The sequence below is a fragment of the Cyanobium sp. NS01 genome, from assembly GCF_014280235.1.
GTDB lineage: Bacteria > Cyanobacteriota > Cyanobacteriia > PCC-6307 > Cyanobiaceae > NIES-981.
Genome location: NZ_CP047940.1, coordinates 2,186,289 through 2,209,410, shown reverse-complemented (window position 1 = coordinate 2,209,410; position 23,122 = coordinate 2,186,289). Strand labels below are relative to the sequence as shown.

At 68.2% G+C, this 23,122-nt stretch carries 19 protein-coding genes; 3 read left to right on the top strand and 16 right to left on the bottom strand.

Annotation, left to right across the window (positions count from 1 at the left end):
• Positions 1 to 3: 3 nt before the first annotated feature.
• Together CyaNS01_RS11545 and CyaNS01_RS11540 are read left to right on the top strand one after the other, a co-directional pair.
• Positions 4 to 2,247 (top strand): FAD-dependent oxidoreductase, encoded by a 2,244-nt coding sequence (locus tag CyaNS01_RS11545; protein WP_186697197.1) that lies wholly within the window; start codon positions 4 to 6, stop codon positions 2,245 to 2,247.
• A 66-nt stretch (positions 2,248 to 2,313) separates the two neighbouring features.
• The gene (locus CyaNS01_RS11540) at positions 2,314 to 4,059 is read left to right on the top strand and encodes a mechanosensitive ion channel family protein (protein WP_225875950.1); all 1,746 of its coding nucleotides are present in this window, start codon (positions 2,314 to 2,316) and stop codon (positions 4,057 to 4,059) included.
• Here CyaNS01_RS11540 and CyaNS01_RS11535 read toward each other — a convergent pair.
• Positions 4,038 to 4,892 carry a galactose mutarotase gene (locus CyaNS01_RS11535; protein ID WP_186697196.1) on the bottom strand — a complete coding sequence of 285 codons (855 nt, stop codon included), beginning with the start codon at positions 4,890 to 4,892 and terminating at the stop codon, positions 4,038 to 4,040. The genes CyaNS01_RS11540 and CyaNS01_RS11535 overlap by 22 nt on opposite strands.
• A 392-nt stretch (positions 4,893 to 5,284) precedes the next feature.
• Between CyaNS01_RS11535 and CyaNS01_RS11530 the strand changes: the two genes are divergently transcribed.
• Positions 5,285 to 5,812, top strand: coding sequence for a hypothetical protein (locus CyaNS01_RS11530; protein WP_186697195.1), 528 nt, complete (start codon positions 5,285 to 5,287; stop codon positions 5,810 to 5,812).
• Here CyaNS01_RS11530 and hypE read toward each other — a convergent pair.
• From hypE to CyaNS01_RS11455, 15 genes are all read right to left on the bottom strand, one after another.
• Positions 5,781 to 6,818: a hydrogenase expression/formation protein HypE gene (gene hypE / locus CyaNS01_RS11525; protein WP_186697194.1), complete on the bottom strand. Its 1,038-nt coding sequence runs from the start codon at positions 6,816 to 6,818 to the stop codon at positions 5,781 to 5,783. The two genes, CyaNS01_RS11530 and hypE, sit on opposite strands and share 32 nt — an antisense overlap.
• Positions 6,806 to 7,828: a hydrogenase formation protein HypD gene (hypD, locus tag CyaNS01_RS11520; protein ID WP_370561840.1), complete on the bottom strand. Its 1,023-nt coding sequence runs from the start codon at positions 7,826 to 7,828 to the stop codon at positions 6,806 to 6,808. Before hypD ends, hypE begins: the two co-directional genes overlap by 13 nt.
• 68 nt (positions 7,829 to 7,896) lie before the next feature.
• A complete protein-coding gene (locus CyaNS01_RS11515) occupies positions 7,897 to 8,931 on the bottom strand; it encodes a dihydroorotate dehydrogenase-like protein (protein ID WP_186697193.1) in 1,035 nt (344 codons plus the stop codon).
• Positions 8,928 to 12,668: a pyruvate:ferredoxin (flavodoxin) oxidoreductase gene (nifJ, locus tag CyaNS01_RS11510; protein WP_186697192.1), complete on the bottom strand. Its 3,741-nt coding sequence runs from the start codon at positions 12,666 to 12,668 to the stop codon at positions 8,928 to 8,930. Before nifJ ends, CyaNS01_RS11515 begins: the two co-directional genes overlap by 4 nt.
• Entirely contained in the window at positions 12,665 to 12,883 is a 219-nt protein-coding gene (locus tag CyaNS01_RS11505; protein ID WP_186697191.1) for a HypC/HybG/HupF family hydrogenase formation chaperone, read from the bottom strand. The genes nifJ and CyaNS01_RS11505 overlap by 4 nt, the downstream gene beginning before the upstream one ends.
• A 27-nt stretch (positions 12,884 to 12,910) precedes the next feature.
• Positions 12,911 to 15,340: a carbamoyltransferase HypF gene (gene hypF / locus CyaNS01_RS11500; protein WP_222934184.1), complete on the bottom strand. Its 2,430-nt coding sequence runs from the start codon at positions 15,338 to 15,340 to the stop codon at positions 12,911 to 12,913.
• Between the two features lie 12 nt (positions 15,341 to 15,352).
• Positions 15,353 to 16,078 carry a hydrogenase nickel incorporation protein HypB gene (gene hypB / locus CyaNS01_RS11495; RefSeq protein WP_186697190.1) on the bottom strand — a complete coding sequence of 242 codons (726 nt, stop codon included), beginning with the start codon at positions 16,076 to 16,078 and terminating at the stop codon, positions 15,353 to 15,355.
• A 24-nt stretch (positions 16,079 to 16,102) separates the two neighbouring features.
• Positions 16,103 to 16,459, bottom strand: coding sequence for a hydrogenase maturation nickel metallochaperone HypA (locus CyaNS01_RS11490; RefSeq protein WP_186697189.1), 357 nt, complete (start codon positions 16,457 to 16,459; stop codon positions 16,103 to 16,105).
• Between the two features lie 45 nt (positions 16,460 to 16,504).
• The gene (locus CyaNS01_RS11485) at positions 16,505 to 18,208 is read right to left on the bottom strand and encodes a YdiU family protein (RefSeq protein WP_186697188.1); all 1,704 of its coding nucleotides are present in this window, start codon (positions 18,206 to 18,208) and stop codon (positions 16,505 to 16,507) included.
• 171 nt (positions 18,209 to 18,379) lie between these two features.
• Positions 18,380 to 19,222: a DNA-binding domain-containing protein gene (locus CyaNS01_RS11480; RefSeq protein WP_186697187.1), complete on the bottom strand. Its 843-nt coding sequence runs from the start codon at positions 19,220 to 19,222 to the stop codon at positions 18,380 to 18,382.
• Positions 19,219 to 20,043, bottom strand: a complete 825-nt coding sequence (locus CyaNS01_RS11475) for a DUF692 domain-containing protein (RefSeq protein ID WP_186697186.1) — start codon at positions 20,041 to 20,043, stop codon at positions 19,219 to 19,221. Before CyaNS01_RS11475 ends, CyaNS01_RS11480 begins: the two co-directional genes overlap by 4 nt.
• Positions 20,044 to 20,125: 82 nt before the next feature.
• Positions 20,126 to 20,401 carry a DUF2282 domain-containing protein gene (locus tag CyaNS01_RS11470; protein WP_186697185.1) on the bottom strand — a complete coding sequence of 92 codons (276 nt, stop codon included), beginning with the start codon at positions 20,399 to 20,401 and terminating at the stop codon, positions 20,126 to 20,128.
• Between the two features lie 93 nt (positions 20,402 to 20,494).
• On the bottom strand, positions 20,495 to 20,914 hold the full coding sequence (locus tag CyaNS01_RS11465) for a hydrogenase maturation protease (RefSeq protein WP_186697184.1): 420 nt from the start codon (positions 20,912 to 20,914) through the stop codon (positions 20,495 to 20,497).
• 55 nt (positions 20,915 to 20,969) lie between these two features.
• Positions 20,970 to 21,365: a hypothetical protein gene (locus CyaNS01_RS11460; protein WP_186697183.1), complete on the bottom strand. Its 396-nt coding sequence runs from the start codon at positions 21,363 to 21,365 to the stop codon at positions 20,970 to 20,972.
• A 184-nt stretch (positions 21,366 to 21,549) separates the two neighbouring features.
• The gene (locus tag CyaNS01_RS11455) at positions 21,550 to 22,620 is read right to left on the bottom strand and encodes a RimK family alpha-L-glutamate ligase (RefSeq protein ID WP_186697182.1); all 1,071 of its coding nucleotides are present in this window, start codon (positions 22,618 to 22,620) and stop codon (positions 21,550 to 21,552) included.
• Positions 22,621 to 23,122 lie beyond the last annotated feature (502 nt).

The window sequence follows — 23,122 nt, the reverse complement described above, 5'->3', positions numbered from 1 at the left end:
CCCATGACTCCCCCCTCAGAAGCCTCCTCCACGGGCGACGACTCCCCTGAGCCGGAGCAGTCCGGCGGCCGCTGGCGCAAGCTCTCCCTACTGGCTGCGATTGCCCTGGTGGTGGCCCTGTTCTTCGGGTTTGGCCTGCAGCGCTTCCTCACCCTCGAGGCCCTGCAGCAGGCCCAGGGTTCCCTGCAGGGGTGGCGTCAGCAGGCGCCCCTGCCGAGCGCCCTCACCTACATGGCCGTGTACGTGGTGGTCACGGCCCTGTCGCTGCCTGGGGCGGCGGTGCTCACCCTGGCCGGCGGCGCCCTGTTCGGCCTCGGCCTCGGCACGCTGCTGGTGTCGTTTGCCTCCAGCGCCGGCGCCCTGCTGGCCTTCCTGCTGGCCCGCACCCTGCTGCGCGATCTGGTGCAGCGGCGCTTCGGGCGCCAACTCGCACCGATTGAAGCGGGAGTGCGGCGCGACGGCGTGCTCTATCTGCTCACCCTGCGCCTGGCGCCAGTGTTTCCCTTTTTCCTGGTGAACCTGCTGATGGCGCTCACCCCCATGCGGGCCGGGGCCTATTACCTCACCAGCCAGCTGGGCATGCTGCCGGGCACCCTGGTGTACGTGAACGCCGGTACCCAGCTGGCTCAGTTGCGCGGCCTCGACGGCATCCTGTCGCCGCCCCTGCTGCTCTCCTTCGCCCTGCTGGCCCTGTTCCCCTGGCTGGCCCGCGCCGCCACCGACCGCCTGGCCATCTGGCGGCTCTACCGCCCCTGGAACCGTCCGCGCCGCTTCGATCGCAACCTGATCGTGATCGGGGCCGGTGCCGCCGGGCTGGTGACGGCCTACATCGCGGCCACGGTGAAAGCCCGCGTCACCCTGATCGAGGCGGAGGCGATGGGCGGCGACTGCCTCAACACCGGCTGCGTGCCCAGCAAGGCCCTGATCGCCTCGGCGCGGCTGGCGGCCCGCATGCGCCGGGCAGATCGCTACGGCCTCAGGCCGGTGGAGCCGAGCCTCTCGGTGCGGCAGGTGCTGGAGCGGGTGGCGGCCAAGGTGGCCGCCGTGGCTCCCCACGACAGCGTGGAGCGCTATGAGGCGCTGGGGGTGGAAGTGGTGAAGGGCCATGCCCGCCTGCTGGATCCCTGGACCGTGGCGATCCGCGGCCGGGATGGCCAGGAGCAGCGGCTCAGCGGCCGCTCGATCGTGCTGGCCACCGGTGCCGCTCCGGTGCTGCCCGACCTGCCGGGAGCCTCGCAGGTGCCGCTGCTGAGCAGCGAAACGCTGTGGAGCTGGCTGCGCGAGTGCCCCCTGGAGCGGCCACGGCTGGCGGTGCTGGGCGGCGGACCGATCGGCTGTGAGCTCTCCCAGGCTCTGGCCCAGCTGGGCCTGCCCGTGACCCTGATCCACCGCGGCGAGCGGCTGCTCCGTAAGGAAGATGCCGACGTGGCCGAGGAGGTGCGCCGGGCTCTTGAGGCCGATGGCGTGCAGCTGCTGCTGCAGTCCAGGGTGCTGGGCTTTGCCGCGACCCCGCCAGGTGCGGCAGCCCAGCCCACGGCCCAGGTGCTGCTGGAGCACGAGGGAGCCAGCCGCTCGATCGCCTGCGATGCGGTGCTCTGCGCCCTGGGCCGCAGGGCCAGGCTGGAGGGCTATGGCCTCGAGGAGCTGGGCATCCCCAGCGGCGACACGATCACCACCAACGACTACCTCCAGACCCTCTACCCCAACATCTATGCCGCCGGTGACGTGGCAGGCCCCTTCCAGTTCACCCACACCGCCTCCCATCAGGCCTGGTATGCCGCGGTGAATGCCCTGTTCGGCAGCGTGCGGCGGTTCAAGACCGACTACCGGGTGATCCCCCGCACCACCTTCACCGATCCGGAAGTGGCCACGGTGGGCCTCACCGAAACGGAGGCCTCGGCCCTGCAGATCCCTGTGGAGGTGACGCGGGTGCCCCTGCACGAGCTCGACCGGGCCATCGTGGAGAGCGCCGAGCGGGGCTTCGTGAAGGTGCTCACCGCCCCAGGCAAGGACACGATCCTGGGGGCCACGATCGTGGCCGAGCATGCCGGCGAGCTGCTGGCGGAGTTTGTGCTGGCGATGCGCTGGGGGCTCGGCCTCAGCCGGATCTTCGGCACGATTCACGCCTACCCCACCTTCGCTGAGGTGAACAAGTACGCCGCCGGGGCCTGGAAGAAGGCCCAGGCTCCCCAGCGGCTGCTGGGGCTGCTGGAGCGGTTCCACCGCTGGCGGCTCGGCACGCCTTGAAGCCGCCTCCACCGGCCCAGATAATGGTGCATCGACCTGGGCCCTGAGCCACCGAGCACCTTGGCCATGCGGCGTTGGTTCAGCCTGAAACAGACGGGGCAGACCTGGCGCTGGCTGAGCGGCTTGATGGTGGCCGTGCTCCTGGCGATCGGGCCGATGCAGGCGCTGTGCCTGGCACAGCCGGCCCTGCAGACCCTGGCCAGTCAACAGCTCACTGCCCAGGCGAAGCAGGACAGCGCCAAGCCAGACACCAAGAGCGCCGCCACGAACCCGGCAGACGATGCGGGGGCCTGGGTGATGCTGGATGGCCGCCGGGTGATCGAGATCAAGAGTGCCGCCGGCGCTCAGAACCCCAAGGACGTGGCCCGACGCATCACCGGGCATCTCGAGCGCCTGGTGCGAAACCCTGGTTTCCGGGCCGATCGGATCGTGGTGCGGGATCAGGATCCCTACGCCACGGTGGGGCTGCTCGCCTCAGACGGCAAGTTCCTGCCTGGCCTGGCCGTGGACGACCGGGCCGCCAAGCAGGCGGGCCTCAGCCGGCAGGCGCTGGCCGAGCGCTACCGCGATCAGATCCGCACCGCCGTGCGCAACTACCGCGCCCGCAACAGCAAGCGCTCCTGGATCGTCGGCACCCTGCTGGCGGTGTTGGTGCTGGCGGTGTACGTGCTGTGGGTGCGTTGGCAGCAGCGGCTGCACAAGCGGCTGCTGCGCTGGCTGAGTCGTCGCACCGTGGCGTTGGCGCCCAAGTTGAAGCTCGGGGAGCAGACCCTTGTCACCCCGGCACAGACGATCGTGACTACGCGGTTGCTGCTCAACACGGCGCACTGGGGGGCCCTGCTGCTGATCAGCTGGCTGCTGATTCCCCTGCTGCTCGGTTTCTTCCCACCCACCCAGGCCATGGCCGCGGGCCTGCGGGGCCAGTTGCTGACCTGGTTCATGCAGGTGGTGGAGGCTGTGCTCAGCCTGGTGCCCAACCTTCTCTGGATCGGGTTCATCGGGGTATGCACTGCGCTGATGGTGCGACTCAGCAACTTCCTGTTCTCAGCCCTGCGGCGCGGCCGGCTGAAGATCTCCTGGTTCTACCGCGAGTGGGCGATTCCCACCTGCCGGATCGCCAACACCTTCATCGTGCTGGCGGGCCTGTTGTTCGCCTTCCCCTACATCCCAGGCTCCGACAGCCGGGCCTTCCAGGGAGCAGGCCTGCTGTTCGGTGTGCTGGCCGCCCTCGGCTCCAGCGCCGTAGCCACCAATGTGATCAGCGGCCTGATGCTGATCTACACCCGGGCCTTCCTGGAGGGCGATCGGGTGGAGATCAACGGCGTGATCGGACTGGTGCAGGAGCGGGCCCTGCTGGTGACCCGCATCCGCACCCCTCGCAATGAACTGGTGAGCATCCCCAATGCGGCGGTGATCACCTCATCGGTGGTGAACTACAGCTTCTCGAGGCGCGAGATCCGCAAGCCGGTGGCCGTCTGCACCACGGTGACCATCGGCTACGACGTGCCCTGGCGCCAGGTGCATGAGCTGATGATCAGTGCTGCGAAAAGTGTGGAAGGCATCAGCCGGGAAGAAGAACCGTTTGTACTGCAGACCAGCCTCAACGACTTCAACATCAGCTACGAACTCACCGCCAGCATCCGTGATTCCAAGAAATACCGTGAAACCCTCTCTCAGCTGCTCGGTGCGATTCAGGATCAGTTCGCCGACGCCAAGATCGAAATCCTCTCGCCTGGCTACCAGGCCATGCGTAACGGCAACCCGAGCACCCTGCCGCCGCCCCTGACCCCTCAGGACAACGCCACCACATAGCGGCACTGCAGGCTGAGGCCATCGGCTGGGGGCACGTGCAGCAGCCGATCGCCGCTGATCAGGGACAGGCGTGGGCCCGTCCAGGGCTCCAGGCACAGCATCGGCCGGGGCGGATCGCTCCAGATCACGGCCAGATCCCAGGGCGCCTGGGGCTCCAGGCTCACCCTGCAGCCTGTGGCCCCGTCCACCAGGCTCACCGGCCCGCTGGGCCGCACCAGCAGATCCACCCCCTGCTCCAGCTGGGCCAGGGCCGCGGCGGTGGGCGCCTCCGCCATGCTGAGGTGGTCAAAACCCTGCTGGGGCAGGCCTTCCAGACGAACATCCGCGAGGCTGGTGACAGCCCAGTAGGGATGCAGCCCGAGGCTGAACGGCATCGGTGAGCTGCTCTGGTTCTCCACCCTGGCCGTGATCTCAAGCAGCCCGGGGGCGAGGCGGTAGTCGAGCTGCAGCCGGAACCGGAAGGGGAAGGCCTCCAGGGTGATGGTGTCGTGTTCCAGGCTGAGGCTCACCCCCTGGCCATCGGCACGTTCAGCCAGCTGCCAGGGCCGGTCGCGGGCAAAGCCGTGCTGGCTCAGCTGCACCAGTCCCTGGGGCAGGCGAACCGCATCGCCCGGCAGCCCGCCACAGATCGGAAACAGCACCGGGATGCCGCCGCGCACCGAACAGGATGGATCGGTGAAGCGCTCGGTGTCGAAATAGAGCCAGTCACGGCCCAGGCTGCGCCAGCCGGTGACCAGTCCGCCGCGCTCAGGCACCACCTGCAGCACCTCGGCGCTGGAGCCATCCGTGAACTCCCAGTGGGGGTAGGGCTCCGTGTGCCGCGTGAGAGCCAAGTGTCAATCCAGAAGTCAGCTCGGGATCTTAATCAGGTTGATCGATCCATGGATCGACTGGCTCCAATGGATCAGTGTTGCTGGTGAATTGGATGTACTGGTTGATTCAGTTATGTTCTCGAAGGATCTCTGTGCAGGTGGTGACGCACTCGCCGTCGTCAACCGAGCAGCTGGTGATGCACTCGAAGTAGGCTTCTACAGGGTCATGATCAGCAGCGGGGAAGGCTGCGGTGGCGGGATGTTCACCACTGCGAGGGGCGAAGGACGTGTTGATGTGGGAGGCTGTCATGGCGCCTAGTGTGAGGGAACGTGCATAAACCGTATGAACAGCACGTTCAGGAAGCAAGCAGATTGAGCAGGGATACCCATGGATTGATTGCGCGTTGTGAAGCATGGTGCCCCCGCCGGGTGTGAGCGTTCCCGACGGCGACGCGATCCTGAAGCTGGAGCGGCGCAGCCGCAGCCAGGGCTCGGGCCTCACCGCCCCTCAAATGGAGGGTGCCTGGCTGCTGAGCCGGCTCTGGAGCCGCCAGCAGGCCAGACCACTGGCAGCCGCGGCCCTGCTGCGCCCCCTGGCCGCCACCCTGGAGCTCCATCCCGGCAGCGATGGCGCCCTGGCCGTGACCAACAGCGTGCAGCTGGGCCGGCTGCAGCTCCGCTTTGACGGCGCCGGTGAACTGCGGGGGCGGCGGCCGCTGCTGCTGTTCTGGTTCGAGCGCCTGCAACTGCGCTGGGGGGAGCGGCTGCTGCTGCAGAAGGCACTGCAGCGCCCCGAGCCGCGGGCGCTGCCGTTCTTCGCCCTGATTGCCACGGGGCAGCAGGGCGATGGGGCCTGGCTGGTGGCCCGGGGCCGGGGCGGCGGACTGGCCCTGTGGCAGAAGGCGCCGCTCAGCAGATCCTCGGCAGCAGCTCCCCACTGAGGGGCAGCAGCAGCCGCTGCGTACCCAGGGCCGTGGTCAGCACCACCTGGGGTCGGCCAGCGGCGGGCCGCACCGCACCGATCCAGGCGCCCCCGTCGGGCTCCAGCAGGGCGAGGGCCTGGGCGCTGTGTTCAGGGGGCACCACCGCCACGAAACGGCCCTCATTGGCCAGATGCAGCGGTTCGAAACCCAGCAGGGCGCAGGTGCGGGCCACGGGCTCGATCACCGGCAGCCGCGATTCCTCGATCGCCAGCTCCACCCCCGCCGCCTCGGCCAGCTCCTGCAGGGCACTGGCCAGGCCGCCGCGGGTGAGGTCCCGCAGGCAGTGGAGCCGCAGGCCGGCGGCGAGCATCCGCTCCACCTGGGGCCAGAGGGGAGCGCAGTCAGACAGAACGGGCGGATCCAGCTGCAGTCCGTGGCGGGCGGCGAGGATCGCCACGCCATGGCGGCCCAGATCGCCGCTCACCAGCAGCTGGTCGCCGGGCCGGATCGCGCTGGGCTGGATCGCGCTGGGAACAAGGGCCGGGCCATCGGGCGCTGCCGGCTGCGCTCCGCCCAGGCTCTGCAGGCCGATGCCGCTGGTGGTGATGAACAGGCCATCGCCCTTGCCGCGCTCCACCACCTTGGTGTCACCGGTCACGATGGTGAGGCCGCACAGCCGGGCGGCCGCGGCCATGGAGGCCACCACCCGGCGCAGCAGCGCCAGCGGCAGGCCCTCCTCCAGGATCAGGGCCACACTCAGGTGCAGGGGTCGCGCTCCGGCCATGGCCAGGTCATTGGCGGTGCCGATCACGGCCAGCAGGCCGATGTCGCCTCCGGGGAACTCCAGGGGCTGCACCACGTAGCCGTCGGTGCTGAAGGCGAGCCGGCCATGGGGCAGCGCCAGGCTGGCGGCATCGTGGAGCACCTGGGCGGGATCGGCGTAGAGGGGCCGCAGGTCCCGGTCGATCAGCTGCTGCATCAGGGTGCCGCCGCCGCCATGGGCCAGCTGGATCAGCTCCTGCATGGAACCGCCCGGTAGCGGTGGTAGGCCGCGCAGGCCCCCTCGCTCGACACCATCGGCGCCCCCAGCGGGTGTTCGGGCCGGCAGCGGCTGCCGAAGGCGGCGCAGTCGCTGGGCAGCGCCCGCCCCTGCAGCACCTGGGCGGCAATGCACTCCTGGGCTCCCGCCCCCTCGGCCCGGCCCTGCTCCGCCAGATCGAAGCGTCCGCGGGCATCGAGCCAGGCCAGCTCGGGCCGCAGGGCCAGCCCCCCGGCCGCGATCACGCCCAGCCCCCGCCAGGGCTGATCCACCACCTGGAACACCTGCTGCAGCAGGGCCCGGGCCCCGGGGTTGCCCTGCTCGCGCACCACCTGCGGGTAGGCGTTCAGCACGGCGGGCCTGCCGGCCTCCAGCAGCTCCACACAGCCCAGCACGCCGCGCAGCAGCTCCTCGGGCTCGAAGCCGCTCACCACCACGGGCACCTGATGCCGCTCCACCAGGGGGTGGAGTTCCTCCAGGCCCATCACCGTGCTCACATGGCCGGCCGCCAGAAAGCCCTGCACCTGGTTGCCGGGCGCCGCCAGGATCGCCGCCATGGCCGGTACCACCCGCACGTGGGCCATCAACAGCGACAGGTTGGCCAGGCCCAACCGGGCCGTCTGCTGAGCCAGCAGCGCCGTGGCCGGAGCGGTGGTCTCGAAGCCCACGGCCAGGAACACCACCTGGTGGGCGGGGTGGCTCTGGGCCAGGGCGATCGCCTGCAGGGGCGAGGTGAGCAGGCGCACGTCCCCCCCTGCGGCCCGCACCCGCAGCAGGTCGTCGCCCGGCTCGCTGCCCGGCACCCGCAGCATGTCGCCATAGGCGCAGAGGATCACCTCCGGGCGACGGGCCAGAGCCAGGGCCTGGTTGATGCTGGCGGCGGGGGTGACGCACACCGGACAGCCCGGCCCGTGGATCAGCCGCAGCCCATCCGGCAGCAGCTGGTCGAGGCCCCAGCGCACGATGGCGTGGGTCTGGCCGCCGCACACCTCCATCAACGTCCAGGGACGGGTGACCGTGGCCCGCAGCCTGGCGGCCAGCGCGGTGACCGCCGTGGTGCTGCTCACCAGGGCCCCCGGGCCGTGGCCGCGCCGGCCGGGCTGTAGCTGTGGATGGCCTGCATGTACTGGGCGCGCTCGTACTCCTCGGGATTGGGGCAGTGGGCCTGACTCATGCAGCCGATCAGGGCGGCCACGCTCGCCACCTCGTGGTCGCGCATCCAGGTGGCGAGTTCATCCTCCAGCCCCTGCAGGCGTCCGGGGCCATGGCGCAGCAGGGCCGCCACCACCTGGATGGCGGCGGCACCGGCCATCAGCAGACGCACCACATCGGTGCCGCGGTGGACGCCACCGCTGCCGATCAGGTCCAGGCCCACGCGGCCGTGCAGCAGGGCGATCCAGCGCAGCGGCAGGCGCAGGTCGTGGGGGGTGCTGAGCAGCAGGTTGGGCCGCACGGTCATCGACTCGATGTCGATGTCGGGCTGGTAGAAGCGGTTGAACAGCACCAGCCCCTGGGCACCCGAGTGCTCCAGGCGCCGGGCCATCGCTCCGAAGTTGCTGAAGAACGGCCCCAGCTTCACGGCCAGCGGCAGGGCCACCTCGGCGCGCACCTCCCGCACGATCTCCTCCACCTGGGCTTCGATCGCGGCGCTGGAGAGCTCCGGATCGGTGGGAATGGCGTAGATGTTCAGCTCCAGGGCCGCGGCGCCGGCCGCCTCGATGCGGCGGGCGCTCTCCACCCAGCGGCCCGGACTGCGGCCGTTGAGGCTGGCGATCACCGGGATCGTCAGGCGGCGGCGGGCCTGCTCGATCAGGCGCAGGTAGGCGTCGGCCCCGCCGTGCTGCAGCGCTGGTTCCGGCAGGTAACTGATGGCCTCGCCGTAGCTTTCGGCGCCCTGCTGGCCCAGGTGGTGCAGGGCCAGCTGCTCCCGCTCGATCTGCTCCTCGAACAGCGAGTGCAGCACGATGGCCGCCGCACCGCAGCGCTCCAGCTCCTGCAGCGCCTCCACGCTCTCGCTCAGCGGACCGGCAGCACCCACCACCAGGGGCGTGCGCAGCGGCAGGCCGAGGTAGGTGGTGGCGAGGTCGGGCCCGCTCATGGCTGAGGCGGGCCGCTCTGGCGGCTCCAGGGCTGGGCCAGGGCGCGGTAGCGGGCCCAGCGGCTCGCCCGCTCGGCCTCGGCCTGGTTCAACAGCTCGCGGGCCCGCTCCGGCTGGCTGTAGCGAAGCACCTCGAAGCGCTGTTCGGCGGCCATGGCCTCCCGCAGAGAGCGCTGCGGCGCTGGGCTATCGAGCTGCAGCGGGTTCTCGCCCCGCTCGGCGCGGCGGGGATCGTGGCGGTAGAGGAGCCAGCGGCCCGAGTCCACCGCCAGCTTCTGGTGGTCCATGCCGCGGGCCATGGGGATGCCGTGGGCGATGCAGTGGGAGTAGGCCAGGATCAGGGACGGGCCCGGATAGCTCTCGGCCTCCAGGAAGGCCCGGATCGTGTGCTCGTCGCGTGCGCCCATCGCCACGCTGGCCACGTAGACGTGGCCGTAGGTCATCGCCATCAGGCCCAGATCCTTCTTGGCGGCGGCCTTGCCCGAGGCCGCGAACTTGGCCACGGCCCCGAGCGGCGTGGCCTTGGAGGCCTGGCCGCCGGTGTTGGAGTACACCTCGGTGTCGAGCACCAGCACGTTCAGATCGCGGCCGCTGGCCAGCACGTGGTCGAGCCCGCCGAAACCGATGTCGTAGGCCCAGCCATCGCCGCCCACCAGCCAGACGCTGGTCTTGGTGAGGGCATCGGCCAGATCCAGCAGGCGCTCGGCCAGCGGGCGATCGGAGCCGCTCAGCCCACCCGGCTCCTGGCCGCCATCGAGGCCGAGCAACTGCTGCAGGCAGCGCTTCAACTCCGCCACCCGCTGGCGCTGCTCCAGGATCGCGGCCTCGCCGGCCTGGTCGGCTGGGGCGCCGCCGGCGTGGGCCCGGGTCGCCTCCACCAGCCTGGGCGGCAGCAACGGCGCCAGCTGAGCCAGCAGCTCCAGGGCCATGGCGCGCTGCTGATCCAGGGCCACGCGCATGCCGTAGCCGAACTCGGCGTTGTCTTCAAACAGGGAGTTGCTCCAGGCGGGGCCACGGCCCTCGGCATTGGCGCTCCAGGGGGTGGTGGGCAGGTTGCCGCCGTAGATGGAACTGCAACCGGTGGCATTGGCCACCAGCATGCGATCGCCGAACAGCTGGCTGGCCAGCTTCAGGTAGGGGGTTTCGCCGCAGCCGGCGCAGGCGCCCGAGAAGGCGAACAGGGGCTCCAGCCATTGCTGGTGGGCGACGCGGTGCGGATCCAGCAGCTCCCGGGGCGGATGGGGCAACTGCAGGAAGAAGTCCCAGTGGCCGCGGGCGGCCGGCAGCTCGGCACGCCGGGGGACCATGTTGATCGCCTTGCGCTTCGGCTGGCTGCGATCGCGCACCGGGCAGACCTCCACGCACAGGGAGCAGCCGGTGCAGTCTTCAACGGCCACCTGCAGTGTGAAGGTCTGGCCGGCGAACGCCCGGTCCCGGCAGGGGGCGGTGCGAAAGCCCTCAGGCGCCGCCGCGAAGGCCTCAGGCGCCGCCAGCTTGGCGCGGATCACCCCGTGGGGACACACCAGCACGCACTTGCCGCACTGCACGCAGAGGTCGCTCTCCCACACCGGCACGGCCGTGGCGATGTTGCGCTTCTCCCACTGGGCCGTGCCCACAGGCCAGGTGCCATCGCAGGGCAGGGCGCTCACCGGCAGCTCGTCCCCACGGCGCTCCAGCATCGGCCCGATCACCTGCCGCACGAAGGCCGGCGCGCCGGCCAGGCGCTCGCCGGTGCCCGGCAGGGTGGCCGGATCAGGCGGGGCAGCCTGGGGGTCGCTGCTGCCTGCGGCAGCCTGGGCGTCGTGCTGGCGCCAGTCGAGGGGCTCCAGGTGGTCGAGGCTGGCATCGAGGGCCGCCAGGTTCATCGCCACCACCGCCTCGCCCTTGCGGCCGTAGTTGTGGTGGATCGAGGCGCGGATGCGGGCGATCGCCTCCTGCCGGGGCAGCACGCCACTGAGGGCGAAGAAACAGGCCTGCATCACGGTGTTGATGTGGGGCCCCATGCCGGCCTGGCGCGCCACCCGCTCGGCGTTGATCTGATGCACCTGCAGGCCGGCTTGCCTGATCTGCTGCCGCACGGGCTCGGGCAGCCGGATCCAGGTTTCGGCGCTCTCGAACGGGCTGTTCAGCAACAGCACCGCGCCGGGCTCGATGCCCGCCAGCAGATCGAAACGGCGCAGGAAGTCCCACTGGTGGCAGGCCACGAAGGTGGGCCGCTGGATCAGGTAGGTGGAGCGGATCGGCTGCGGCCCGAAGCGCAGGTGCGACACCGTGACCGAGCCGGCCTTCTTGGAGTCGTAGACGAAGTAGCCCTGGGCGTGCAGATCGGTGCCCTCGCCGATGATCTTGATGGCGGCCTTGTTGGCGCCCACGGTGCCATCCGAGCCGAGGCCGTAGAACACAGCCCGCACCTGGCCACTCTGGGCCCGGGGACGCTCGGTGACGAAGGCCTGATCGAGGGCCAGGGAGCGCCGGGTCACGTCGTCGTGGATGCCCACGCTGAAGTGATTGAGGGGACGGGCACCATCGCCTGAGCCGGCGAGTGCCGCCTGGAGGTGATCGAACACGGCCTTCACCATCGCCGGCGTGAACTCCTTGGAGGAGAGGCCGTAGCGGCCCCCCAGCAGCAGCGGCTGCGGCTGGGGGCCATGCACCTGGCGCCACTCCTCACTGACGGCGGCGAGCACATCGAGGTAGAGCGGTTCGCCCGGAGCGCCGGGCTCCTTGCAGCGATCCAGCACCGCGATCGCCCGGGTGCTGGCGGGCAGGGCCTCCACCAGCCAGCGGGCCGCGAAGGGCCGGAACAAACGCAGCTTCAGCACCCCCACCCGCTCGCCGCGGGCCTGCAGGGCCTCGCTGGCCTCCAGGGCGGTTTCGGCCCCCGAGCCCATCAGCACCAGCACCCGCTCGGCATCGGCGGGGCCGGCGTAGTCGTAGGGGCGGTAGTGGCGGCCGGTGAGGGCGGCGAACCGCTGCATCGCCTCCAGCAGATGGCCCGGCGCGGCGTCATAGAAACGGTTCACCGCTTCCCGTGCCTGGAAGTAGACATCCGGGTTCTGGGCGGTGCCGCGCAGCACCGGATGGGCCGGACTCAGGGCCCTGGCGCGGTGATCCCGGATCGCCTGCTCCGGGATCATCTGGCGCAGCAGCGCGTCGTTGAGGGCGTGCACCTTCTGAATCTCGTGGGAGGTGCGGAAGCCGTCGAAGACGTGCAGGAAGGGCAGGCGGCTGAGCAGGCTGGCCCGGGCGGCGATCACGGCGCCATCGGCGGCCTCCTGCACCGAGGACGAGCAGAGGATGCCGCAGCCGCTGCCCCGGGTGGCCATCACGTCGCTGTGGTCGCCGAAGATCGAGAGCCCCTGGGCCGCCAGGGAGCGGGCCGCCACATGCAGCACCGCAGGCGTGAGCTCGCCGCCCAGCTTGTAGAGGTTGGGCAGCATCAGCAGCAGCCCCTGGGAGGCCGTGAAGGTTGTGGTGAGCGCCCCGGCCTGGAGGGCGCCGTGCACCGTGCCGGCCGCCCCCGCCTCGCTCTGCAGCTCCACCACCTCCGGCACCGCTCCCCAGAGGTTGGGGCGCCCCTCGGCGGCCCAGGCATCGGCCCATTCCCCCATCGGCGAAGCCGGCGTGATCGGGTAGAGGGCGATCACCTCGTTGAGCCGGTAGGCCACCCGGGCGACGGCCTCGTTGCCATCCACCGTGATGCAGGCGCCTGGATCTGGTCTTGCGGCAACGGTCATGGCTCCAGCTCCGCCAGGGGGGATTCGGTGTCGTCATCCACCAGCGCCAGGGCCACGCCCACGTGCACCAGCACCCGATCGCCCACCAGCGCCTGGGGCAGACAGGCCAGGCTCACCTGCTGGCGCACGCCGCCGAAATCCACATCGGCCCGGCGCCAGAGGGGATCGGCGGCGTCGCTGATCGCCAGGATCAATCCTGCTGTGGCCAGGCACATGGCCGTGCCGCGAGGGCTACTTCCGTTCTAGGGAGGCCGCTCACAAACTGCCCACAGCTGGCCCAGGGCGAGGCCGCCGTCGTTACAGGGCACCTGCTCACTCCAGAAGGGCCGCAGGCCCGCGGAGCGGGCGGCCGCGGCGCAGAGCTCCAGCAGCAGAGCGTTCTGGAAGCAGCCCCCGGCCAGCGCCAGGGGCGCCCCTGGCGGCGCGGCCGCAGCCGCAGCAGCCGCCATCGCATCAGCCAGGGCCTGGTGCACGGCCAGGGACAGCCTGGCTGCGTCCACCCCCTGGCGGCGCTGCTCCAGCAGGTGGCGCAGCAAGGGCTGCCAGTCCAGCCAGCCCAGGGGCAGGTCCGGGGCCGGCAACAGCGGCAACAGCGGTGAACCGCCGGCCCGCCTGGAGTTGGCCTTCCGCTGGGCCTCGGCCTGCCGCTGGTCCTCGGCCCGCCGCTGGGCCTGGGCGCGGCGGGCGAGTCCCTCCAGCAGCAGGCCGGACTGGCCCTCATGGCTCTGCCGCTGACACGCCCCCAGCAGCGACGCCACGCCGTCAAAGAGCCGCCCCACCGATGAGGTCTGGGGTGCCTGGCAGCCGGCCCGCAGCGCCGCCAGCAGCAGGGGCAGCTCCGCCTCGGCAAAGGCCTCGCGGCAGCACTGCGCGGCCGGATGGTCGAGCCAGCGCCCATCCTCCAGAGCGGCCAGCAGGCCCAGCGCCACCCGACTGGGCTCCCGCATGGCCCGTTCACCGCCGGGCAGGGGAAAGGGCCGCAGGGCCGCCAGCCGCTCGGCTGCAGGTCGCGTGGAGTCAAGGCCGTTGAGCCGCAGCAATTCGCCGCCCCAGAGCTGGTGGCCGGTGCCCTGGCCGGGGGCGTAGCCCAGGCCATCCCAGGCCCACACCAGCAAGGGCAGCGGCAAGCCGTGTTCCGCCGCCACCGCCAGGCCATGGGCCCGGTGGTGCTGCACCGGCACCAACCTCACCGGCGCTGAACCGGCTGCCTGCCGGTTCCAGCTGGTGATGGCGTCGTTGGCCAGCCGCTGGCTGACATAGCCCGGATGGGCATCACAGGCGATCAACTGGGGCGGCTGCGGCCCTGCCCGTGGTTCCTGCAGCCACACCTCCAGCACCCTGTGCTGGCGCGGACCGGCCAGATCCCCCAGGTGGGGCGCCAGCCAGATGTGCCCGCCGCTGGCCTCGGCGGCGGCGTTCTTGAGATCGCCCCCCAGGGCCAGGGCGCGGCAGTCGGCGGGCGGGGCCAGCGGCAGCAGCAGGGCGGCGGGGGCATGGCCCCGGGCCCGGCGCAGCAGCCGCGGCCGGCCCTGCACCACCTGCACCAGGGAATCGTCGAGGGGGCGGGCGATGGGGCGGTTGTGGTGCAGCAGGGCATCGGCGATGCCGGCCAGCCGCTGGCGGGCCTCCTGGGGATCGGTGCAGAGCAGATCACCGCTGAGATTGCCGCTGGTGGCCACCAGGGGGCGGCCCACGGCCCGGGCCAGCAGCTGGTGCAGGGGCGAGGCGCTCAGCATCACCCCCAGCTGGGCACTGCCTGGGGCCACCCCCGGCCAGGCCTCCGCGGCCAGGGGATCGGCCCGCCTCAGCAGCACGATCGGGGCGGCCGGGGTGTGCAGCAGGTCGCGCTCCAGGGGCGAGATCTGCACGCAGTTCTCCAGGGCGGCGGGATCGTGCACCAGCAGGGCCAGGGGCTTGTGGGGCCGCCGCTTGAGCCGGCGCAACCGGGCGATGGCCTCGGGCTGGGACGCATCCACCAGCAGCTGAAAGCCGCCCACCCCCTGCAGCGCCAGGATGCCGCCGGCCAGCAGCAGGGCCGCCGCCGCCTGAATCGGCTCGCGGTCTGCCGAGGCCGCCTGAACCAGGCTGAGCTGCGGGCCGCAGACCGGGCAGCCGATCGTCTCGGCATGGAAACGGCGATCGGCGGGATCGCTGAACTCCCGCCGGCAGGCGGGGCAGAGCGGGAAGGCCGCCAGGGTGGTGTGGGCGCGGGCGAAGGGGGTGGCGGTGGCGATCGAGTAGCGCGGCCCGCAGGCGCAGCAGCTGATGAAGGGGTAGCGGTAGCGGCGGTTGGCGGGGTCGGCCAGCTCGGCCAGGCAGGCCTTGCAGGGGGCCCGATCGGCCACCAGGGCCGGGGCGATCAGGCCGGTGCCCAGGGGCCGGGGGGCAGCCGCGGCGATGCGCAGGCCCGCCGGTGGCTGAGAGAGGGGCGGCAGCCAGCTGGGCTCCACCGGCTCCAGGCGCGCGGGAACGGGCAGCTCGCTGCTGAGGCGGCCCAGAAAGCGCTCCAGGGCCGGGCGTTCGCCGTGCAGGTCCACCCGCACCGCCCCGTCCACGTTCTCCACCTCACCGCTGAGCTCCAGGGCGCTGGCCAGGCGGTGCACAAACGGCCGGAAGCCCACCCCCTGCACGGTGCCGCGGCAGTGCAGCAGCAACCGGGCCGGATCGGTCACGGAGCTGCGGCCTCAGGCCAGGGCCGGCGCGGCCAGCCCGGCGGTGATGGCGTCGCGCAGCTGGGCCATGCCCTCCCCGGTGCGGGCCGACACCTCCACGATGGGAGCCGCCGGCGCCACCTTGGCGATGTGGCGGCGGGCGTGGTCGCGGTCGAAGTCAACAGCGGCGGCCAGGTCGATCTTGTTGATCACCACCAGATCGGCGCTGTGGAACATGGCCGGGTATTTGAGCGGTTTGTCCCCCCCTTCGGTGACCGACAGCAGCACCAGCCGCAGGCTTTCGCCCAGGTCGTAGGCGGCCGGACACACCAGGTTGCCCACGTTCTCGATCACCAGCAGCTCCAGGGCGGCCAGATCAAAGCGCTCCAGGGCCGGCTCCAGCATGGCGGCCTCCAGGTGGCAGGCCTGGCCGGTGGTGATCTGCACCGCCTCGATGCCGGCGGCGCGCAGGCGGCGGGCGTCGTTGTCGGTGGCCAGGTCGCCCACGATTGCCGCCAGGCGGCCGCTGCCGCTCCAGTCGCGCCCCAGCCGCTCCAGCAGGGCGGTCTTGCCGGAGCCGGGCGAGGAGAGCAGGTTGAGCACGGGCAGGCCTGCGGCCGTGAAGCGCCGGCGCAGGCTGGCAGCCACGGCGTCGTTGCGCGACAGCAGGGCCGCCCCAAGCTCCAGCCGGCGGGCGCTGGGGGAGGGGGCGTTGATCACGGCCGGTTCGCTCTGGCCGCAGTGGCAGGTGGTGCACATCTCAGCAGGCTCCCGATGGGGGTGTCAGCAGGGCTCCGGATCGGCCAGCTCCAGGGAGGCCAGTTGCAGCTCACGGCCCCGCAGGAGCTGGCGGCTGATGGCGCCGCAGCGGGGGCACTCACACACCCCATTCTGGGCAGGAAACGGCGCCTGGCAACTGGCGCAGAAACATTCCGCCGCCACCGGCTCGATCAGCAGCCGCGCCGCGGCGGCAGGGGTGCCGGCCATCACCACCTCGAAGGCCAGCGCCAGGGCGTCGATCTCCACCCCGGCCAGGCTGCCGATGCGCAGGGTGATGGCGGTGATCAGACCGCCGCCATGGCGCTCGGCCTGCTCCAGGGCCTGATCGCGCACCGCTTCCATGATGCTGAGCTCATGCATGGGCGTTCAGGCGGGGCGCTGATCAACCGTCGCCCTCATGCAGCATCACGACGAACAGCTGTAGTGGGAAACGCCCCCTGCATTGAAAAATTGCTCAGGCTTCAAGCGGTAATAGCGAGCTTCCACCTCCTCTGATTGCTCTTCGTACGGGTGGGAAAGAACGTGCTGCAACTCCCTCACCAAGGCGTAGTCACCCTGCATGGCCTGTTCGTACGCGGGCACAATCAGCCACTCTCGCCAGGTGTATTTGGGGTTCACCTGCTTCATCTGTGCTGACACCTCAGCTGGATCACGGTCGTTGCCGACGTGGTCGCGCCAGCGTTGCAGCCAAGCCTGCCATTGCTGATCGAGCTGCTGTGATGGGTTGGTGTAGAAGCTGCTGTTCAGGGCTGAGGCCTGATCTGGCAGATGGGACAACTCGCGGAAGAAGATGGTGTAATCCACCTTTGTTTCAGCCATCAACTGCAGCAATGCTGTGACCAGGGCTGGATTGGATGTGCTCAAGCCAAGCTTGGCAGCCCACATGGCCTGAAGTTCCGTTTCCATCGCCGCGGCAAAGTCACGACGCACGTGATCGAAACGGTCCAGGGCTTCAGGATGGTCTGTGAGCAGTGGTCGCACAGCGGTCCAGAACATATGGAAGTTCGCTTCAGCGGCGGTCGGTTGATTAAAGAAGGCGAAGTGATCACCGCCGCCGATCCAGGGCTGGAAGGCAGGATCAAACAGCTCGCAGAATCCGAAGGGGCCGTAGTCAAGCGTGAAGCCACCAGCGGCGCAGTTGTCACTGTTGAAGTTGCCCTGGCAGTACCCCACTCTCAGCCAGTTGGCGATCAGGGCGGTGAGGCGGCCGCGAAAACACCTGGCCAGCTCAACGAGCTGATCGACAAAGGCAAGACCTCGGTCAATGTCCTGTCGATATTCCCGCTCGATGAGATGGGACACGATCATGCGCAACTCGTCCAGTGCGCCAGGGTGTGCCTTGCTGCGAGCACGGCGAGCAAACAGCTCCAGTTGACCGACCCGCAAAAAAGATGGTGCAACGCGAGTAGAAATAGCCACAGGATTGCTCACCGCAATATCAGGATTGCTGGAGCGGGATTGCGGCGAATACCAAGGCCGCACAACGGTCTCGGATGTCGAAACATACAGCGTCAACGAGCGCGATGTGGGAACGCCCAAAGCGTGCATGTGCTCCTGGGCCAGAAACTCACGCACACTGGAGCGCAGCACGGCACGCCCGTCGCCACCACGACAGTAGGGCGTGGGGCCGCCACCCTTTAATTGCATCTCCCAACGCTGGCCCTTGAACACACCTTCAAAGACAGAGATCGCCCGACCATCGCCATAACCATTGCCCGTGCCAAACGGACATTGCTGGATGTATTCGGTGCCATAGATCGACAGGGCATACCCGGTGGCCCAGCCAACCCGTCGCATGGGCTCAGGGGTGGCAGAAAGGTCACCGGAAAAGACCTGGCGAAAGCCCTGGTTCAGGGCCAGTTCGTCGCTCAGGCCAAGTTCAGCAAACAACGTGCTGCTATGGGCGATATAGACAGGGTCGGCAAGCGGTGTGGGCGAGACAGGTACGTAATGGCCAGAAAAGACCTGCCTGACCCGGTGATCATCACCATCTTCCGTGGCATCAGGGTCGGCATTCAAGCCATCCAGCAATGAATAATCGGCCAATCGTGCAAAGTCCTCAAAGGCTGTTGCGCAGGGCTTGGCAGACAACTGGGATGGAGACAACATTGTTGGAAGCAGGCTTCTTTCAAGGCAAGGGAGTCATTATAGAGCGCTTGCGGCTGATTGGTTGAAGACTAACGCTGTTGGGCATTCTGATGTTCTGCATTGCTGCTGCGCGTTGCGACGCTTGATCGTGCCTCGATGACCTGTTGAAATCCGCTTCCCCTCAGCGCGCCATCAACAACACCCTTCTGTCGCAGCAGTGTCTTGATCACCCCGTGCTGATCCAATACCGGCATCCTGCAGCGCAAAATCGCGCAGCCAGCCGCGCTGCACCCAGAGGGGCAGGATGGAGCCGATCGAGGCGCAGGAGATCTCCACGCCCTGGCGGCAGACCTCACCGAAGGGCAACCCCCGCGCGAAGGCCTGGAGCAGCTGCCATTCCGGCTCGCCGGGAAGATCAAGGCGCGTGGTGTGGCCGTCGCGCCACACGAAGATCTGAATGCCTCCCTGATCGAGATCAACCACTTGGTGCTGCACCGCGGGGTTGGTGTTGACCTCCCAGATGCGGTGGATGGGGTAGTCGGAGGCGATCAGGGCAGCCCCGGCCGGCAAACGGAACACGAGCCGATCCCAGTGCTCGGGAGGCACACCAACCAGGGCCTGCAGATTGAGGCTGGGTTGATCCGGGGCATTGAAGGCCCGGTGCCAGAGCCATTCCAACTGCGCCACATCCGCCAGGTAGGGAAGGGCACGGGCCGGCTGGAACTCCGCCAGGAACCCGGGCAACCCGGCGCCGTAGTCGCCCAGGTCTGGCGAGCGGGAAACCCCGTGCTCCAGGAATGCAGACGCCATGGCCTGGAAGAACGCCTCGCCCACCAGCCGCTGGCAGACGGGATAGATCTGCTCAAGGCTGCGCAGCAGTTTGCCGTTCACGCTGGTGCGGTAGGCCTCGATCCCCTGCCGGGCCGGCAACACCCGGCTGCCCTGCAGCTGAGCTGCCAGGCGGGCCTGCTCGGGCTCGCTGGCCGTGCCCAGGGCCGCTGCGGCGAAAAGCTGCTGGAGTGCTGCCAGCTTCATGGCAGCGCCTGATCCGAGCGCAGCGCCTCCGCCTTGGCAGCCTCCGCCATCAGCACATCGAGAGAGGGGATGTCGGTGTCCCACTCGATCAGGGCCGGCACCTGGGCAAAGCGCTGCAGAGCCTGCCGGTACAACGCCCAGACCCCATCCTGCACGGCGCGGCCATGGGTGTCGAAGAGGAAGCTGCCCTCTTCCTCATAGCCGGCGAGATGGATTTCCTTCACCCGCTCGGCGGGCAGGGCATCGAGATAGAGGAGCGGATCGAAGCCGTGATTGAAGCCATTCACAAACACATTATTCACATCCAACAGCAAGAAACAGTCGGCCCGGCGGGCCAGCTCACTGAGAAACTCCCATTCGAGGTAGTCGGCTGCGGCAAAGCTCACATAGGGGGAGAGGTTCTCGATCAGAATCTGCCGTCCCAGGAAGTCCTGCACGCGCTGGATGCGTTCGGCCACATGCACCAGGGCCTCCTCGGTGTAAGGGAGTGGGGCGAGGTCATGGAAGTAGCGGCCCCCCTGGGACACCCAGGCCAGATGATCCGAAACGAAGCTGGGCTGCACCCGATCCACCAACGCTTTCAGGCGCTGGAGATAGGCCTGATTGAGCGGATCCACCGAACCGAGCGAGAGGCCCACCCCATGCAAGGTGATCGGATAGCGCTCGCGGATCAGGCTGAGGTGATGCAGGGGCAGGCCCCCGCCGAGGTAGTTGTCTGAGAGAGCTTCAAACCAGGGAAGTGCCGGCCAGCTGCTGAGGATGTCGGCGTAGTGGGGCGAGCGCAGACCCACGCCCACGCCCTGGATATCGGAATCAGCCACGGCAGGCGCAGAGCAACAGAAGGGCGGGAGCTCTGGAGGGTGGAGGACACACCACCCCAGAGCCCCCTGGATCAACGCAGGCTCAGGACTTCTTCAGCGTTCCCCCCACGATCTTCTTGCAGGTGCCTGTGGGAACGTAGACCCATTCTTCCGGATCGCCGGACACCTTGGCCTCGCCGGCGCAGGAGTGCTTGCTGGTGCCGCAGTCGTTCATGCCGGCCTTGGCGATGCCGGCGCACTTTTCCATGCCCGCCTTGCCGGCCAGGGCTTCGCCGCCCGTGGCGGCCACCAGTCCAAGGGCCAGAAGGCCGGAGATGGCGGTGCTGACCGCGGCATGGGGCGCCTGAGGAGTGTTCATCGGAATGGGGGTGGATAACGAAGGATCGAGCGCGGCCGGCTGAACGATGCAGCCACCGGTCGCAGAGTTACCGCTCGGAAAGCCGATTGGATTTCAGGCTTTCACCAGCCAGCAGCGCAGCAGGCGGCGTGCCGCCGGCAGGGAGGCCTGGAGCCCGGGGGAGAACTCCCTGCCATGGCTGAAGCTGTGGGCGGGGATGCGCAGCCAGAAAGCGCTGGGGGCACGGCCATAGAGAGCTGTGGTGATCGCCAGCAACTGGGCGGGATCGAGGTGATGGCTGGTGCCGCTGCCAACGCCGGGCGATACGGCAGGCAGCGGGTCGAGCCGGGGCTGGGGCAGGGGGCCGGGCTGCTGTGGAGCCAGCCAGGCATCGATGAACAGCACCCTCTGCAGCGGCGCCAGATCGGCGGCCAGCTCCGGCGTGAGCTGGTGCACGCTGCGCCCACCCACCTGCTCGGCCAGCAGGGCGCCGACGCCGTCGTCGCCGCGCAGGGAGTTGCCGATGCCGATCACCAGGCAATCAGGCCGAAGTGCAGCACGGCTCAACGCTCAAAGGGGGGAATTTGTGTCATCGAGCTGAGAGTCGAAGCCAGGGCATCACGGCAAACACCAGCAGCACAACGAGATAGACCGATCCCGACACCACGTCGCGGCTGGCGATGAATTCCATGAGTGGCATGCCTTGCACCACGCTGGCCAGTGCCAATTCCGCCGCCACCATCAGCGCCAGGGCCAGCAGGCCTGCGATCAAGGACCGGCTCGGAGAGCCAATCTCAGGGAATCGGCGAAGGATCACTCCCGCCGCCAGGTAGATGACCATCGCCATGATGGGCATCTCCGCCAGTTCCGCCCAACGCACGCCGATGCGTGGCACCAGGAACGGAATCCTGATCATGCCAAGTAGAAACCCCGCGCCTAACACCATGGCGAAGTAAGTGAGGCCGGCTTGGATAGTCTTGGACACGGCAACACAGGGCGAGTTGATGGGTTGCGAGCTGCTTGGGGGGCGAACTTCAAAGCTCAGCAGCCTGGACAGCCAGAGAGACGTAATGGCTCGACTAACTGCCATGCGGCCCCAGGCTGCTGCAGCCGCTTGTTCGGCTTGGCAGAATACCCTGTGGCGCTTATTTGTGCCTCGTGTGCAGCGTTTAATCGTTTAATGCCCTGTCCATCAGGAATGCCGTGAACGCCTCTGTCAGGGGAATTCCGCTACGGCCTTCGATGAACAGGAATTGCCCTTGCTGGTTGGCTTCAAGAAACAAGGTGCATCCTTTGCTATCCCGCACAAGATCGAATATAGCCATTTCGAGTCCTAACTCGCCGCAGAACGCTCGCAGCTTTCGATCGAGATCTTCCGCCAGGGTCACATTCTGTGGACGTGACGGTTGCGTGAAGCGCCAGTCCAGGTGGTCGGCAGTCATTTCTGCTGCGATCGTTCGCTCACCAAAGACATGCACCCGAAGATGAGAGACCACCGGAACCCGTACCTGCCAGATCGCCGGTGCGAGGCGGATGCTGGCCGCAGGGGGCAGGTTGTCACTCTCAACTCCCATCACTTCGATCGTCTGGCGGGCCGAGCCGTAGATCGGTTTGACGATGGCATTGCCATTCCTGCCAACGAAGCGTGCAACCGTTTCGGGGTCTTGGCTGACCAGGGTGTCCGGGACATTGAGGCCGACCTTCTCCGCAACGTCGAGTTGTAGTAGCTTGTTTTCTGCGCGAGGGATCACGTTAGGGTTATTGACCCACACCCCACGAAATCCCGTCAACAAGACCCCTAGTAAAGCGTGACGCCATTCGGAAGTTGCAAGCTGTTGTTCCTCGGCCCCTTCCACACCTTGTGCTGGTAACTGTGGGTAGGCCGAGCGACGCCACCAAATCAGGTCATATGTCGCCGGATCAATTCGTTCGCCGTCCCGGCATATAAGCCACGATCTAACAGATCCTGGCGACCATGAAAGGCCGCCAGCTTTGATCATGTTATTACTTTCGACCAGCGCACAATCAGCGCCACGGCGACGGACTTGCTCTGTCACCCAAAGCGCGTGTAGATCGTCCTTGATTGAGACAATAAGGATTCGTGGTGTGCGTGCTATCTCAATCCCCTGTCCAGTCGCAATCGCAAGGATAATTCTGTAGGCCGCCTCGATCGCTACAGCGTGTTTGTGTTTCGACGCCGTCAGTACCTGCTCTAAGTGGCGGCAGGCCGACCGAGTCACGCACGAAACTTTCCCACTCTTTCAGTTCGGCGTCGTTCTCCGGAATTTCTACGATTTGAGGCTGAACATGGAGAACAACCATCTTGGGATGTTGCTTCAGGAAGTCGGTATAGGAAACTTTCTTCAATTTTTTCTCCGTTTTTTGAAAAGACAGTAATTTCCGGCAGATGCATCTCTCGGTCGTGTGCCGCCGGTTGGAACAACAGGATTAGTTGGGCCGCCTAATTCAATGCTGCCAAGATTTTATGCCGATGATCTACTCTGCATGTCACCTTTCCTGGCTACACATTCAAGTTACTGGCGGCTTTCCTGTTGAAGTGTCGTTGATTCATAGATCGTTACGAGGCCCACAGAACGCTGACCCTGAGTGGCAGGCAAGCGGTGACTGGAGCAGCAGAGAGCTGCGGCGGCCTGACCACTCCAGGGGCTTGTTCGGAGTGCCCCCATTTTCTCTGATCTGGCGAATGCTCAGGACTTGCAACAAGTCTGTAAGGAACTTAAG

Coding starts and splice junctions, on each gene's coding strand:
- CyaNS01_RS11530 (WP_186697195.1), top strand. CDS start 5,285: ATGGTGCCCCCGCCGGGTGTGAGCGTTCCCGACGGCGACGCGATCCTG.
- CyaNS01_RS11545 (WP_186697197.1), top strand. CDS start 4: ATGACTCCCCCCTCAGAAGCCTCCTCCACGGGCGACGACTCCCCTGAG.
- hypD (WP_370561840.1), bottom strand. CDS start 7,828: ATGGAGGTGTGCGGCGGCCAGACCCACGCCATCGTGCGCTGGGGCCTC.
- CyaNS01_RS11490 (WP_186697189.1), bottom strand. CDS start 16,459: ATGCATGAGCTCAGCATCATGGAAGCGGTGCGCGATCAGGCCCTGGAG.
- hypE (WP_186697194.1), bottom strand. CDS start 6,818: ATGCAGGAGCTGATCCAGCTGGCCCATGGCGGCGGCGGCACCCTGATG.
- CyaNS01_RS11470 (WP_186697185.1), bottom strand. CDS start 20,401: ATGAACACTCCTCAGGCGCCCCATGCCGCGGTCAGCACCGCCATCTCC.
- CyaNS01_RS11485 (WP_186697188.1), bottom strand. CDS start 18,208: ATGTTGTCTCCATCCCAGTTGTCTGCCAAGCCCTGCGCAACAGCCTTT.
- nifJ (WP_186697192.1), bottom strand. CDS start 12,668: ATGACCGTTGCCGCAAGACCAGATCCAGGCGCCTGCATCACGGTGGAT.
- CyaNS01_RS11515 (WP_186697193.1), bottom strand. CDS start 8,931: ATGAGCGGGCCCGACCTCGCCACCACCTACCTCGGCCTGCCGCTGCGC.
- CyaNS01_RS11540 (WP_225875950.1), top strand. CDS start 2,314: ATGCGGCGTTGGTTCAGCCTGAAACAGACGGGGCAGACCTGGCGCTGG.
- CyaNS01_RS11480 (WP_186697187.1), bottom strand. CDS start 19,222: ATGAAGCTGGCAGCACTCCAGCAGCTTTTCGCCGCAGCGGCCCTGGGC.
- CyaNS01_RS11505 (WP_186697191.1), bottom strand. CDS start 12,883: ATGTGCCTGGCCACAGCAGGATTGATCCTGGCGATCAGCGACGCCGCC.
- hypB (WP_186697190.1), bottom strand. CDS start 16,078: ATGTGCACCACCTGCCACTGCGGCCAGAGCGAACCGGCCGTGATCAAC.